Source organism: Pseudomonas sp. TTU2014-080ASC (genome assembly GCF_001446935.1).
Taxonomy (GTDB): Bacteria; Pseudomonadota; Gammaproteobacteria; order Pseudomonadales; family Pseudomonadaceae; genus Aquipseudomonas.
The window spans coordinates 69,564-83,704 of sequence record NZ_LKKK01000012.1 but is presented as its reverse complement, the minus strand read 5'-3'; the positions used below and the strand labels follow the sequence as shown (position 1 = coordinate 83,704).

Annotated in this window: 12 protein-coding genes and 1 pseudogene; 5 read left to right on the top strand and 8 right to left on the bottom strand. The window is 59.0% G+C overall.

The window, feature by feature from the left end; translation table 11 throughout:
* Nucleotides 1-55 precede the first annotated feature (55 nt).
* The 4 genes from ydcS to AO726_RS15095 form a co-directional block, all read right to left on the bottom strand.
* Nucleotides 56-1,207 (bottom strand): putative ABC transporter substrate-binding protein YdcS, encoded by a 1,152-nt coding sequence (ydcS, locus tag AO726_RS15110; RefSeq protein ID WP_058068934.1) that lies wholly within the window; start codon nt 1,205-1,207, stop codon nt 56-58.
* A gap of 100 nt (nt 1,208-1,307) precedes the next feature.
* Nucleotides 1,308-2,771, bottom strand: coding sequence for a gamma-aminobutyraldehyde dehydrogenase (locus AO726_RS15105; protein ID WP_058068933.1), 1,464 nt, complete (start codon nt 2,769-2,771; stop codon nt 1,308-1,310).
* 138 nt (nt 2,772-2,909) lie between these two features.
* On the bottom strand, nt 2,910-3,821 hold the full coding sequence (locus AO726_RS15100; RefSeq protein ID WP_058068932.1) for a LysR family transcriptional regulator: 912 nt from the start codon (nt 3,819-3,821) through the stop codon (nt 2,910-2,912).
* A gap of 133 nt (nt 3,822-3,954) precedes the next feature.
* On the bottom strand, nt 3,955-4,632 hold the full coding sequence (locus AO726_RS15095; RefSeq protein ID WP_058068931.1) for a type 1 glutamine amidotransferase: 678 nt from the start codon (nt 4,630-4,632) through the stop codon (nt 3,955-3,957).
* A 276-nt stretch (nt 4,633-4,908) separates the two neighbouring features.
* Here AO726_RS15095 and AO726_RS15090 point away from each other — a divergent pair, with 276 nt between their 5' ends.
* The 4 genes from AO726_RS15090 to AO726_RS15075 all read left to right on the top strand — a co-directional run bounded on the left by AO726_RS15090 (nt 4,909) and on the right by AO726_RS15075 (nt 8,870).
* Complete coding sequence (locus AO726_RS15090; protein ID WP_058068930.1) at nt 4,909-6,282, top strand: glutamine synthetase family protein; 1,374 nt, start codon at nt 4,909-4,911, stop codon at nt 6,280-6,282.
* The gene (locus AO726_RS15085; protein WP_058068929.1) at nt 6,279-6,980 is read left to right on the top strand and encodes a substrate-binding periplasmic protein; all 702 of its coding nucleotides are present in this window, start codon (nt 6,279-6,281) and stop codon (nt 6,978-6,980) included. Before AO726_RS15090 ends, AO726_RS15085 begins: the two co-directional genes overlap by 4 nt.
* Before the next feature lie 285 nt (nt 6,981-7,265).
* Nucleotides 7,266-8,021: a FadR/GntR family transcriptional regulator gene (locus AO726_RS15080; protein WP_058068928.1), complete on the top strand. Its 756-nt coding sequence runs from the start codon at nt 7,266-7,268 to the stop codon at nt 8,019-8,021.
* A gap of 108 nt (nt 8,022-8,129) precedes the next feature.
* On the top strand, nt 8,130-8,870 hold the full coding sequence (locus AO726_RS15075; protein ID WP_058068927.1) for a PDC sensor domain-containing protein: 741 nt from the start codon (nt 8,130-8,132) through the stop codon (nt 8,868-8,870).
* A gap of 407 nt (nt 8,871-9,277) precedes the next feature.
* Here the strand turns inward: AO726_RS15075 and AO726_RS15070 are convergent, their stop codons facing one another.
* From AO726_RS15070 to AO726_RS15055, 4 genes are read right to left on the bottom strand one after another with little or no spacing between them, the layout of a single operon-like run.
* Entirely contained in the window at nt 9,278-9,997 is a 720-nt protein-coding gene (locus AO726_RS15070; RefSeq protein ID WP_058068926.1) for a type 1 glutamine amidotransferase, read from the bottom strand.
* Nucleotides 9,994-10,440, bottom strand: coding sequence for a flavodoxin domain-containing protein (locus AO726_RS15065; RefSeq protein WP_058068925.1), 447 nt, complete (start codon nt 10,438-10,440; stop codon nt 9,994-9,996). Before AO726_RS15065 ends, AO726_RS15070 begins: the two co-directional genes overlap by 4 nt.
* Nucleotides 10,441-10,451: 11 nt before the next feature.
* A complete protein-coding gene (locus tag AO726_RS15060) occupies nt 10,452-11,705 on the bottom strand; it encodes an FAD-dependent oxidoreductase (RefSeq protein ID WP_058068924.1) in 1,254 nt (417 codons plus the stop codon).
* 4 nt (nt 11,706-11,709) lie between these two features.
* Nucleotides 11,710-12,912: a cytochrome P450 gene (locus tag AO726_RS15055; protein WP_058068923.1), complete on the bottom strand. Its 1,203-nt coding sequence runs from the start codon at nt 12,910-12,912 to the stop codon at nt 11,710-11,712.
* Between the two features lie 195 nt (nt 12,913-13,107).
* Between AO726_RS15055 and AO726_RS21540 the strand changes: the two are divergent.
* Nucleotides 13,108-14,079: pseudogene (locus AO726_RS21540) on the top strand (methyl-accepting chemotaxis protein); the annotation flags it as partial.
* Nucleotides 14,080-14,141: the final 62 nt, after the last annotated feature.

Genomic DNA, 14,141 nt, shown 5'->3' with positions numbered 1-14,141 from the left:
GGCTCAGCCGCTGAGCGAGTCAGCAGGGCGGCACCGGCACGGCAGGCGGGTGCGGTTAACGGCCACCCATGATGGCGATGTAGTCCTGAGTCCAGCGGCTGTACGGTACGTACTTGCCGCCATCGGCTTGCGGAGTTTTCCAGAAGGCGATCTTCTCGAAGTTGTCGAAGCCATTAGTGGCGCAGCCGTTTTCGCCGAGCAGCGGGTTGTCTTTACAGGCACTCGGCACGGACGGCACGGAGCCAAACCAGGCCGCCAGATCACCCTGGAATTTGTCCTGCAGGGTCCAGTCCATCCACATGTAGGCGCAGTTCGGGTTCTTTGCGTCGCTGTGCAGCATGGTGGTGTCAGCCCAGCCTGTGGCGCCCTCGCTTGGAACGGTGGAAGCGATGGCGGCGTTTTCGGCCCGCAGGGCATTGACCTGGAACGGCCAGGAGCTGGAGGCAGCGACACCTTCGTTTTTGAAGTCGTTCATCTGCACGGTGACGTCGTGCCAGTAACGGTGGATCAGCCCGTGTTGCTGGCGCAGCAGTTCAAGCACGGCGGCGTACTGGGTTTCGTTGAGCAGGAACGGGTCTTCAATGCCCAGCTCCGGCTTGTGCGCCTTGAGGTACAGCGCGGCATCGGCGATGTAGATCGGGCCGTCATAGGCTTGCACGCGGCCTTTGTTGCTCTTGCCGTCAGGCAGGTTGTGTTCTTCGAAGACGACTTTCCAGCTGGTCGGCGCTTCTTTGAAGACGTTGGTGCTGTACATCAGCACGTTTGGGCCCCACTGATACGGCGTGCCGTAATGCACGCCATTGACGGTGTGCCACGGCGCATTCTTCAGGCGGTCATCCACCTTGTTCCAGCTCGGGATTAGTTCCAGGTTGACCGGTTGCACACGCTTGCCGGCAATCAGGCGCAGGGAGGCGTCGCCGGATGCGGTGACCAAGTCGTAGCCGCCTTTGCTCATCAGGCTGACCATTTCATCGGAGGTGCCTGCGGTTTTGACGTTGACCTTGCAGCCGGTCTGCTTTTCAAAGCCGGTGACCCAGTCGTAGTTCTTGTCGGTTTCGCCACGTTCGATATAGCCCGGCCAGGCAATGATGTTCAGCTGGCCTTCACCGGCACCGATGGCTTTGAGCGGCTCGGCGGCATGAGCTGCCGTGCTGGTGAGGATGGCGGTGCTTAAGGCACTAAGCAGCAGAGTGATGCGCTTGGACATAGGTATTCCCTCTTGTAAGTCTTGTGTCTGGGGCAGTTATGTCTGCTGCTCGCCGCCTGTTGGCTTCGTCCGCAGCGGTAAAACGCTAAAATTATTGTTGTTAATTCAGCTCTGTGCCGTGGCGCGCCATGATGTGGCGCACAACGCTGTAATCCTGTAACGAGTCGCTGGATAAATCCTTGCCGTAGCCCGAGCGTTTCAAACCACCGTGGGGCATTTCACTGACCAGAGTGAAGTGGGTGTTGATCCAGGTGCAGCCGTAATGCAGGCGATTGGCAATCTGCATGGCCTTATCCAGATTCTGCGTCCACACCGAGCTGGCCAGCCCGTACTCACTGTCGTTGGCCCAGTCCACCGCCTGGCTCAGCTCATCAAAGCGGGTCACTGAGACCACTGGGCCGAACACTTCGCGTTGGACGATTTCATCGCTCTGTTTGCAGCCCGCCAGCAGCGTTGGCTGATAGTAAAAGCCGGGGCCTGAATGCACCGCTGCGCCGGTCACTCGTTCGATATGGGGCTGGCTCAGGGCACGCTCGACAAAGCTGGCTACGCGGTCGCGCTGGCGTGCGCTGATCAGTGGGCCAAGTTCGTTATCGCTGTCTTTTTTGCGGGCAAAACGCAGGCTGCTGACCGCTTCGCCCAGGCGTTCAACAAGGCGGTCATGGATGCCGTTTTGTGCGTACACACGGCAGGCTGCGGTGCAGTCTTGCCCGGCGTTGTAGTAACCGTAATCACGCAGGCCCTGGACCACGGCGTCGATATCCACGTCGTTGCAGACGATCACCGGGGCTTTACCGCCCAGCTCAAGGTGGGTGCGCTTAATCGTGCGGGCGGCGGCCTGGAGGATTTTCTGCCCGGTGACGATATCGCCGGTCAGCGACACCATGCGCACCTGCGGATGGCTCACCAGCGGGCTGCCGACGCTGTCACCCGCGCCGCAAATAATGTTCAGCACTCCGGCTGGTAGCAGTTCGGCGAACGTGGGCGCAAGCGCCAGAATGCTCAGCGGAGTGTGTTCAGAAGGCTTGAATACCAGCGTGTTACCGGCGGCAATCGCCGGAGCGATTTTCCACGCGGCCATCATCAGCGGGTAATTCCACGGTGCGATGGAGGCGACTAGGCCAATCGGGTCACGCCGCACCAGGCTGGTATGGCCCGGTGTGTATTCACCGGCCAATTGGCCTTGCTGGCAACGAATGGCTCCGGCAAAGAAGCGGAACACATCCACCGCCGCCGGCAGATCATCCTGCCGCGCCAGATGCAGCGGCTTACCGCAATTCAATGCTTCCAACCCGGCCAGTTGATCGGATTGTTGCTCGATGGCATCGGCGATTTTCAGCAACATCAGCGAGCGCTGTGCCGGTGTGGTCCGAGACCAGCTCGGGAAGGCTTTGCGCGCCGCGTCGATGGCCAGCTCAAGCTGTTCCAGAGTGGCTTCGGGAATGCTGCACAGGGCTTCGCCGGTGGCGGGATTCATAACGGTTTCAGACGGGCCCTCACCACGGATCAACTGACCGTTGATCAGCAACGCGGTGTTGTAGGTGGAGGCGAGTGCTGCCGTCATTTTTTTGCTTCTTGTTTGAGTAGTGACTGCGTTGGGCATGCCGGGCGCTCTCCGCGGCGCTGGTCATGCACGGGCTGGGTTGAGACTAGAGTCAGCGCCTGTGCACGACAATTTCTAATTATTGAAAGTAGCCTTGAGTTAAATCGATACCTTGCGTGAATGCGGCTGATCACGGGCGATAGACAAAAACGGATCGACCAATAACGGTCTTGCTGTACCGCGTCGCCAGGCCAGTCCGACATCCAGCGTGGCACCCAGATCAACAATCGGCCGCGCTTCGATGATGTCGCCTTCCAGCGACCAGGGCCGGTAGGTCATGTCCGGTTGAATCGAAATCCCCAGCCCGGCCGCCACCAGACTTCGCACGGCCTCCACGGATGCAGTACGCAGGCTCACCTGCGGGCTGAGGCCGGCGCGGGTCCAGATGCGCTGAGTGTGGGCGGCCATTTCGTCAGCATTCAGCTGAATCAGCGGTTCTCTGGCGATATCAGCAAGGGTGATGCTGTCCCGCTCCAGCAGGGCGTGCTGTGGTGGTAGCCAGAGCCGGTGTGGCGAGTGGGTCAGTACCTCGGTCTGTAAGGCGTGGCGGTCTTCGAGGTTGGACAGAATCAGTACGCCAACGTCGATTTCACCTGACACCAGCAGGTGCTCAATATAGCTGCGTTCATCTTCCACTACCCGCGTTTGCACATTGGGAAACGCACGCTGGAAGCGGGTGAGCAGGTCGGCCAGATAGTAGCCAGCGACAAGGCTGGTTACGCCGATGGTGAGGTGGCCTTCGACCTGATCGGTGCTCTGCTGCAGGCTGCGTTTGGCGTTATCAACCGTGGCCAGAATCAGATGCGCCTGACGCAAAAACTGATGGCCCTGATGGGTCAGGCTCATGCCCTTGGCGTGGCGGTTGAAGAGGGTGACTTCGATCTCTTCTTCAAGGTGCTGGATGGCCAGGGTCAGGGTCGATTGGGAGACAAATACGGCCTGTGCCGCCGCTGAGATAGAGCCGGTTTCGGCCACTGCAATGAAGTAACGAATCTGCCGCAGAGTCATCATGAGAAGACTGGCCTTTCGTAAAAATTGAATGAGGCTGCGGGTGTTTTGTTATTCCGACTGAACACGGCCGTCAACCTCATTCTCACAGTGCGTCTGAATTGGGCTGGGGTTTGGCCACTACAGACGCAGTGGGTCAGAGGCTGTCGAGGTAGCTGCGCAGCAGTTCTCGGCAACGGGCGCGATTGGCGGGCTCGCGCTCAATGATTTCCGCGCGCATGCGCTCCGGCAGATCACCGGCAGTGGCGAGGAAGCGCTGGCCGTCTTCGCTGCTTTTCCAATAGGCAATCCAGGTGTCGAACATCTCCGGGGTGATTTCCGGGTGGAACTGCACGCCCATGGCATTGCCTTGGCGATAGACCTGCGCGGCCAGTTCAGTGCGACCCAATAGGGTGGCGCTGGCAGGCGGGGTAAAAGCATCAAAGTGGAAGTTTAGCCACGGCCCTTCATGGGCACCGCCTGCGGCGACCGGCTCAATCGGTGTCCAGCCGATTTCCGCTTGGCTGTTGCGATACACCTCGCCGCCCAAGGCCCGGGCCAGCAGTTGGCTGCCAAAGCAGATGCCGAATGTAGGCGTGCCGCGTTGCTGCAACTGGCGCAGCCAACTTAGTTCAGCTGGCAGCCAGGGCAGACGGTGGTCGTAGGCGGATTCAGGGCTGCCGAGCAGCAGCAATAGATCGATCTGCTCTGGTTCGGGCAGTGGTTGTTCTATGGAGCGTATATCCAGAGCAATGCCGAAATCGGCAAACAGATCCGGCAGGCTGCCGGCTGAATCACCCGCATCGTGAAGCAGAACAGTGGCGCGCTTGGTCATCGTGGCTTACCTCGTAAAAACCTATGGAACCATATCGAAAACTTTGGGTTCAGCCAACCGTTTTACCGGCTTACTCAGCATTTATGGCGATGTAGCCGCGCAGAAAGGGGATTTAGCCGCTTAAAAAATCGTCACGTGAGGCATTGAAAGATATGAAACCATATTTTAAATTGAATTCACCTGCCGCGATCCATGCGTTGCTGCCGGCACCTTCCTACAAGAACAGAACAACACTGGGGCACTGCCGAGCGTGTGCACTGCCTGAGGAGAACGCTGATGACCGCTCTTGATCTACACCGGGAACTCAACACCAGTTCCGCCGCAGCCGCTGACTTGGCTGCGCGTATTCGTGATTCCGGGGTCGAGTACCTGTACTACCAGGTGGTGACATTGTCCGGTCGTGTTCTGGCCAAAGTGGTTCCAGCTAAACACTTGCTGCGTAACCTGGAAAAAGGCGTGCAGTTTCACCGCACCGCCCTGAGCGACCTGCAAAGCACCCGCGGTGGTGTGTTGCTTGGCGGCGGCGCGCAGGCGGCAGAGTTCACCGCGATCCCAGATGTCGACAGCTTCCGCGTGTTGCCATGGGATCGCAGCATCGGCAGTTTCTTCTGCCGTCTGTATGAGCCAGATCATCGCCCGGAAGTCGGCGGACAGCCGCTGGCAACCGATGCCCGCGGTAACCTGATCCGCGCTCACGATGCCTTCACTAAAGAGACCGGCCTGCGTCTTAAATCCGGTTGCGAGCCGGAAATGTCGTGGCTCGGTGAGTCGATGGAAGTTCAGGTGCGCACCGGTGCCAGCCCGGCCTATCACCTGGGCAATCTGGAACTGATGCGGCCGATCTTCAAAAAGGTCATGGAATACTCGATTGCCATGGGCCTGGACATGATCGAAGGCGACTACGAAGATCCGGGCCAGCTCGAGCTGAACTGGATGTTCGACTCCTGCGAACTGACCGCCGACCGCCTGATTACCTATCGTCTGATCTGCCGTCAGGTCGCTCGCGAGCACGGCGTTATCGCAAGCTTTATGCCCAAGCCGAGCACCGGCTGCATGGGCAACGGCTGCCACCACAACGTCAGCCTGTGGCGCGGTGATGAGAACGTCCTGGCCGAGGCGGGCCGCCGTGATCTGCACCTGACCGAAATCGGCCGCCATGCCCTTGGAGGCATGCTCCAGCACGCGCCAGGTTCGATGATGGTGATGGCGTCTACCGTCAACTCCTACAAGCGCTTCTGGGACACCGGCCTGTTTGCGCCAACCCGCATCAACTGGGGCATGGACAACAAAACCTGCACGGTGCGCCTGTCTGCTAACGGTCGTCTGGAATACAAACTGCCGGATGCCAGCGTTAACCCGTATCTGTCTCACGCCCTGCTGCTGGCGGCCATGCGTGATGGTCTGCAGAAGCAATCCGATCCAGGTGCCTCGGTGGATAAAGACAGCTACGCCGATGTCAGCGAAATCGGCGTACTGCCGCTGACCCTGGGCGATGCCGTGACCGCCTTCCGCAATGACGAAGTGATGCGTACTGCGCTGCCGCAGGAGATGAGCGACCTGTATCTGGAGCTCAAGGCTGATGAATGGGCCCGTGCTTGCGGTGCTGTGACCGACTGGGATCGCGCCATGTATCTGGAGTACCTGCCGTGAGTGAATTACCAAAACTGCGGGTGATCTGCTGCGACCTGCCCGCGCCACCGTTGTTTGAACGCGACGCCGATGGCGTGCGCCAGGGCTATGAAGCAGACGTTTGCCGTCTGCTCGCCGCCCAGTTGGGACGCGAGGTGGAGTGGGCCTACGAAAACTGGGCCGACTTCTACCCGGCGCTGCAGGCGGGGCGTGGTGACTTTATCCTCTGCGGTCAGGGCATTTCTGATTACCGCAAAACCCTGGCGGATTTCACTGCGCCGTATGCGGTGTTTGATGAAGCCGTGATGGTGAAGCGCGGCAGCCCGATTCAGTCGCCGGCTGATCTGGCGGGCAAACGCGTCGGCGCCATCGCCAACAGCCTCAACATGGCATTGGCGGAAACCTTCAGCGGAGCCATCTGCGTGCCGTTTGGTGGTGACAGTGACGATGTGCTCGGCGACATGGTGCAGGCCGTGCGTGATGGCAGCATTGATGCCTTTGTCGATGATGACGTCGCGCTGGTGCCGCTGGCCGAAGAAGACGACCTGGCAATCGCCTTCTCTGTGCCGACGCAGAACCGATGGGGCATAGCGGTGGATAAGGCTCGTCCGCAATGGCGCGCTGAAGTTGACGCGGCGCTGGCTGCCTTGATTGCCGACGGGCGCTTACAGCAAGCCTGGCAACGCTGGATGCCGGGGTTGAAGTATCCCTTTGCGTGATCATCTGCTCTGGGAGCAGATGTGTTGTCAGGCTGTTCTGACGGATATGCCGTGCGTTTTTCGCACGGCTTTTTTTACTCCGGTCAGATGAGTCCCGTCTCAAGGCCAGTAGTAAAAGGAATGCTTGTGTAATCAAATGAAACGCCATGCGACAATTCGCTTTGGCAACTGTTGTTATATTTAATGGTGCAAGTCAGTCGGTCGCCTCAATTTTGCTACAGTCCACTGTGCGTCACGCAGGTGGTTTTTTGCCTTCATAACTGACTGGAGTTCGATTTCACGACCATGCAGCCTACCAATGGAACCCGCACAACCTCTTTCATGCGGTTGCGCCAGGAAGGGCGTACAGAAGAAGTTTTACGGCGCTTGATCGAAGTGATCGACTTGGGCCTGTTTGCCCAAGGTGAGCAACTGCCAAGTGAAACCGAGCTGGCTCTGCAGTTCGGCGTGGCCACCGTCACGCTGCGTGAGGCGCTGGCAGTGCTGCGTCAGCGCGGCTTTATTGAGACCCGCCGTGGCCGCAATGGTGGTAGCTTTGTTTGTGCCACGCCGGAAACCTCCGATCGCGACTTGCAGGCGCGTCTGGTGGAGCTCAGCGCTTTGGAGCTGCGTGACCTCGGCGACGAGCACATGGCTATCGCCGGTACGGCTGCCCGTCTGGCTGCGCAGCGCTCAGCAAAAGAGCATCACCAGCGCCTGATGCACTATATCGAAACACTACGCACCGCCTCGACTCGTCTTGAGCGCCGACGTGCCGATGCGCGCTTTCATATTGAAGTGGCCGTGGCAGCCCAGTCAGTGCGCCTGACCCACGCCGAGATGCAATTGCAGGCCGAAATCGGCGAATTGGTGTGGATTGATGCAGAGGGTTTTCCCGATGCAGAGGCCATTTGTGCCGAACATCAGGCCATAGCTGACGCCATCGTCAATGGCGATGCCAATCTGGCTGGAATTCTGGCTGAAGCCCACGTCACCCGGGCGGTTAAGCGTCTGACCGGTCTGCGTTTGCAGCTGCTGGCTCAGGAGAAAGATGAGGCTTGATTGGCTCAAGCATTGCATAAAGATATGGAAATGGTTTTTTTTCGTCGTTGATGTGTCCTTTGGGAACACTTCACGGGCCATTACCCGCAATGCACGAGAGTACTCATCATGCCAGGCAGTATTGATGTACCCGTTTGTATCGAGCGACTGAACTCCACCCTCCATGGTGTGTTTGCCAATTTGCAGGAGCTCAGCCAAGAGGTTGAGCGCATCTGGACGCTGTGCGACAAGCAGAAGCGCAAACCGAGTTCACGGGATCTATCCCAACTACGTGAACTGATTGATGATCAACTGCTCGGGCGCGGCACCTGCGCTCACGGTTCCGGTGTGGTGATGGAACCGGGTGAGTTGAGCGACCAGCCCATGTATCTGGAGTGGTGGCGTTTAGCGGGTACAGAGAAAACCCTGCCGCTGATGCTCAATTTCAACCAGCGCAGCGAAAGCTTCTACAACTACACCAGCATGCCGTGGTTCAGCGGACCGCGTGAAAGCGGCAAAGGCACGGTCGAAGGGCCTTATGTCGATCTGTATGGCTCCGATATGTACGTGCTGACCTGCACCATACCGATCTTCTTTAACCAGCGTTTTATCGGTGTGGCCGGGGCTGATCTGCCGCTGCACCAGATTGAGCGAGTGTTGATCAGTTGCCTGATGCGTCTGCCCCATGAGGCGTTGTTGGTCTCGGCCACAGGTCGGGTCATTGTCGCCAACACGGCGGACTGGGCGGCGGGGGATTTGGCTTTGCGCATCATGCAAAGTGATGGCGCTGAGTGTTACCCGCTGGATAACGACATGCTCGGCTGGCAGTTGGTCTGCCTGCCGCAGCCGTTGGCGTTGTCGGCAGCCTGAGTGTGTGCTGCCTCTAAGCATTGAGTCGTCTGTGCGTTTGGGTTGCGCCCCTTACGAACGCCTTATGTTTCTTTGCGTGGACAAAGAAACGTAAACAAAAGATATGCACCCCGGCATCCGGGGTTCGCTACGCGAAACTTCCAGCTCTCCGGCATCGCTCCGGAAGCCGGTGTACATGGGGCGTCCATGGCCCATTACACCTTTCGCCGCATCCATGCGGCTCATCTCCCTGCGCAATGCCTGCGTTTGGCCTGCTGATGGGGCAGTGCTCACACAGTCGTGGATACTCAGGAGTTGTGTGGGTGTAACTGCTGTAACGGTGGCTAAGCTTGCGGCCTCATCCGCCCTACAAAAGCACGCGGAAATAAGGTGGATAAGGCAGCAAGCAGCTTATCCACCAGCGGTCTTCAGACCGGCGCGTTGTTGCGGAAGAACTCAGCGGCCCAGACGGCTACCCGCGCGTTGTCCACCGACAGTTGTTCAAGGCTGGCCAGAGCCTGGTCGGCGATGGCCTGAGGGAGTAGGTTGCCACCGAACTCTTCGGCCAGGCAGCGGATGTATTCGCGGCTGAACTCCGGGTGGTATTGCACTGACAACGCCGGGAAGGAGTAGGCCAACACGCCGTTTTTGCAGTGACCTGAACCGCCGATGCAGCGGGCGTCATCCGGCAGGTCGACGACCTGATCCTGATGGAAGATAAAACTCGCGCCCGAGCTTGGTGCGCCATCTTGGTTGTCGTAGTGCTGAGCGCCCACGCCCCAGCCCTGCACGGCTTTTTGCGTCTGGCCGCCAAAGGCGTCTGCCATCAACTGGTGGCCGAAGCAAATGCCGAAGATCGGCCGTCCCGCATCGCGGGCCTGACGTAGCAGTTCAATTTCCGCCAGCATCCAGTCAGTGCGCTCATACACACTGTGTTTGGAGCCGGTCAGCAGGTAGCCGTCGAAGTCAGTGCCCTTTGGCAGCGCTTCGCCCTGAACGGCAGACACCACCGTGAAGCTGGCTTCCGGCAGGTGCGGGGAGAGCCAGTCGATGATCATTTGCGGGTAGCTGCCAAAACGCGGTTGCATGGCATCGGGGACGATGCCGTTTTCGATGATGCACAGATTTAATGGTTGTTGCGGCTTCATGCCGGCAGGTCCTCGAGCAGTTGACGGGCCCATTCTACCGCCACATCGCCCGGAAGCAGACCGCTGGATGCGTCATGCAGACCGCGCTCGCCGACGCTGTGTGCACCCAGTTCAAGCAGGCGCTCGGCAATGATTTGACTGCCGTTGTTGTAGGTGCCGTAAAAGCTGTCGCCCAGGCCGAAGGTAGCAAAGCGCAGACCGTTCAGATCAGGGCTCAGCTCGCCCAGGGCGTTATAGAAAGGCTGCGCCGAATTGGGCAGTTCGCCGTCGCCGTAAGTGGAGCAAACCACCAGGTAAAGCGCTTCGCGGTCAAGGCTGTCGGCAGCCACCTTGGACATGTCGTGTGCTTCGATATCGTGCTCAGCGGCCAGTGCATCTACGATGTCTTCGGCGACCATTTCTGCGTTGCCGGTTTCAGTACCAAAGAGAACTTGGATTTTCATCTGCATATTCCTTACTGCGTACGTGCGGCGGCCAGCATGTCGGCTCGGCTGCGTAATTTCTGACGGGTGCGCTGCGGGCCGGCTTGCTCCAGCTCGCGGCGGTCAATCTGTTGCCAGGCCTGATAGCTGACGCAGTGCGCCGGTAACGGCAGCTCGCCGGGTTTACCCAAAGGCAGTCTGCCGCTGTTGACTGCTGCGATGATGGCGTCAGCAACCAAGCGGGCATCGGCACGGTTTTCCGGAATGGTTCCGCGCGGGCCACGGCGCAGCCAGCCTGCGCAATACAGGCCCTGATCCAGCCGGCCGAGGTTGAGATCGGCGTCGCCGCAGAGCTGATCGCGGTGCAGCGTTTGTTGCGGGTGTTGGTTAAAGCCGATGGCGGTGATCAGGTTGTCGATGTCCAGCGTCTGCTCTGCACCATTTTGTGTGGCAGTCATGCGCAACCCTTCAACTTGCTGCTGGCCAATGATGGCCTGCGGGACCTTGCCGAAGTGCAGACGAATCGTCACGCCTTCAGCAGGCTGCTCACGTTCGATCAGCGCTTTAAAGGCATCAAGACGCGCCTGTTCAGCGGGTGACTGGGGTTCGCCCAGCAGGGCATCATCTGCCAGGCTGAAGCAGGCGTGGTTGAGTTTGCCCAGCTCGCGCAGCATCACCGTGTCGCATTTAGCCTGGGCAGCAGGTGAGCGGCCGATTACATCAATCTCGCGCACCGGCTGGGCCTGCAACCAGGCCAGGCTTTGTGGTGAAAGATCGGAACCGGCGAATTCGTCCGCTTTTTTGCTGAGCAGGCGGATCAGGTCGATGGCGACGTTGCCGTTGCCTATGATGGCGATGCGTTCACCGAGTACGGGAGCAGTGTCGACTTCATCCGGATGATCATTGAGCAGGCGGGTCAATTGACCTGCGCCGTACACGCCGGGCAGTTGATCGCCGGGTATACCCAGACGGCTGTCACCGGCCAGACCGAGTGTGAGCACCACCACATCGAAATGCTCGCGCAGCTCGTTGAGGGTGATGTCGCGGCCGATCTCCAGATTGCCGCAAAAGCGGATGTTTTCGCGTTCGAACAGGCGGGCGAACTGGTTAGTGACCGCTTTGGTGCCGGGGTGGTCCGGGGCCACACCGTAGCGTGCCAGCCCGTAAGGCACCGGCAGGCGCTCGAAGAGGCTGATCGGAGCATCCGCCCAGGCTTTACGCAACGCCTGGGCGACGTAGCAGCCGGACGGGCCGGAGCCGACAATGGCGATGCTTGGAACGGTCATCGCATTATCCCCGCTCGAACGCCATCGGCAGTGAGTTGGCGCCGGTGTTGCCGCTGTCCGGAAGCCAGGTCGGCTCGCCGTTGAGGCGGATGTTTTTCAAGCGCTGAGCCAGCAGCGACAGTGCTTCAGTCATATCGCCCCGGGCGATAAAGTGGCCGATGCAGTGATGCGCACCGGCACCGAAACCGAAATGCGCCGGACGCTGGGCGGTAATGTCGAACTCAGGGTTGCTGAAGGTGCGCGGATCGCTTCCCGCCGCCTGGCTGAATAGGTGCACCGTGGTGCCTTTCTTGATATCCAGGCCCTGATAGTTGAAGTCTTCAAGGGCTTCGCGGGTGACCCAGGTAACGGTCGGACGCACGCGCATCACTTCTTCCACCGCCGCGCGGGCCAGATCGGGCTGCTCGCCGAGCAACTTCCACTGATCCGGGTGCTGCAGGAACATATCCATGGCCAGCGACAGCTGATTGCGGGTGGTATCGATGCCGCCGAAGATCGCCAGCACGATCATGTCGTACAGCTCTTGATCGCTCAGGGCGCTTTTGTCTTCCTCGTTGGCGCGAACCAGCATGCTCAGGAAGTCTTCGCCAAGACCCTGAGCCTTAAGGTGGGTAACCGCCTGCTTGGCGTAGCCGAACATCTGGTCGGTAGCGGCGTTGATGCGCGCCTGGTCTTGCTTGAAGGTCACACCCAGGGCCAGGCCCATTTCCACAGCCAGATCAGCGAGTTTTTTCCACTCGCTGCGCGGCAAACCGAGCAGGGCGCAGATGACCATGGTGGCGTATGGCTCAGCAAACTGGCGGACGAAATCGCACTGGCCATCGTCGATAAAACTGTCGATCAGCTCGTTGGCTATCTCCTGAAAAGCGGGGGTGAGTTTGCGTACCAGCTTCGGCGAGAATGCCGGATTGGCCAAGCGGCGCAGACGGGAGTGATCAGCACCTTCCTTGCTTAGCAACATGCGCATCCACCAGTCGGCAAAACTGCCAGTGGCCTGATTATGCGCAGGCCAAGCGTAGCTGCCCTGGCGCAAGCGCTGATCACGAATCAGGGCGTTAACCTCGTCGTAGCGCAACACGGCAATGCCGTATGGCGTGCGGGCAAACCAGCTTTGTTCACGGGCATCGAGAACCGCCTTGGAACGGATCGAAAAACTGGGGTCAGCAACGTCCAGAAACGGAGCGCATTCAAGCGAGGTCGGCGACATTTTTATTACCTACTTGATCGGTTAAGCATACGAGCTGCTAGGCCCTGTGTTTCGATTTAATTTAAAATATGATTTCATATCTTTCAATGATTATATGAGCCGGTTCGCTCAGCGCTTGCTTGGGGGGATTTCAGCAAGTGCAAGGGCGCAGATCCGACTACCCATTACTAATAATTAAAGAGGGTGAGGCGAGATATGTGGTTTGCAAAACGTTCCCAAGACTTGGTTAATGACCTGACATTGCTGTTTTCACGCTGGGCTGCCGGCGACTGGCTCGACCCCAGCAAGCTTGCACATCTGAACGAAGAGAAAGAGCTGACCGACCTGATTTGCAGCGTCTGGGCCAAGGTCCAGGCAGATGGCCAAAGCGAGAGCGCAAAGCGCCAAGAGGTTGAGCGCGAACTCGCGCAGGCTTTGGGGGAGGCCCGCCAGTTAAAGGAAGAAATAGAGGACGAACGCCGCCTGATGCGTGATCGGCTGGAGGAATCCTATAACCAGATCGCAGCGTTACAGGCGCGTATTGATGAGCTTGAGCAGGAAGCTCAGGTCTGGGAACTGACCAAGCAAACCCTCACCGAAGGCTGCTGGGACCTCAAAGTGGTCAACGGCGACCCCAACCATCCCGCAAACGTGATTCGCTGGTCTGATCAGTTCCGGGCACTGGTCGGTTACTCCCGTGAAGAGTTCGCCGATGGTTGGGACCACTATTTCGCGATTGCCAATCCGGATGATCAGAAAGGCGTGATGAAAGCCTTTGCCGACATGATGGCCGACCCCACCGGATCTCACGTGTATGTCGTTGAATACCGCATGCGCCACAAAACCCGTGGTGACCTCTGGTTCCGTGAACGCGGCCGCTGCTTGCGAGACAGTCACGGCAAGCTGATCCGCGTCACCGGCGCTACCCGCGACATTACCGATGAACGTGCAGCTGAAGCCATGCGCGAGCGCGAAAGCCAGAACATCCACAAGACCTACCAGGAAATCTCAGTCGTCGCTTCGGCAATCAAAGGCATCGCCGAGCAAACCAACCTGCTGGCACTCAACGCAGCCATCGAAGCCGCCCGTGCCGGTGAACAAGGGCGCGGTTTTGCCGTGGTCGCCGACGAGGTGCGCAACTTGGCCAAACGCACGCAGGATTCGGTGTTGCAGATACAGACCATGCTGGCCAGCAAAGGGAATGATGACGGCTAGGTGCTCTCACGTAATGCCCGGAGCGAAGGATTTCT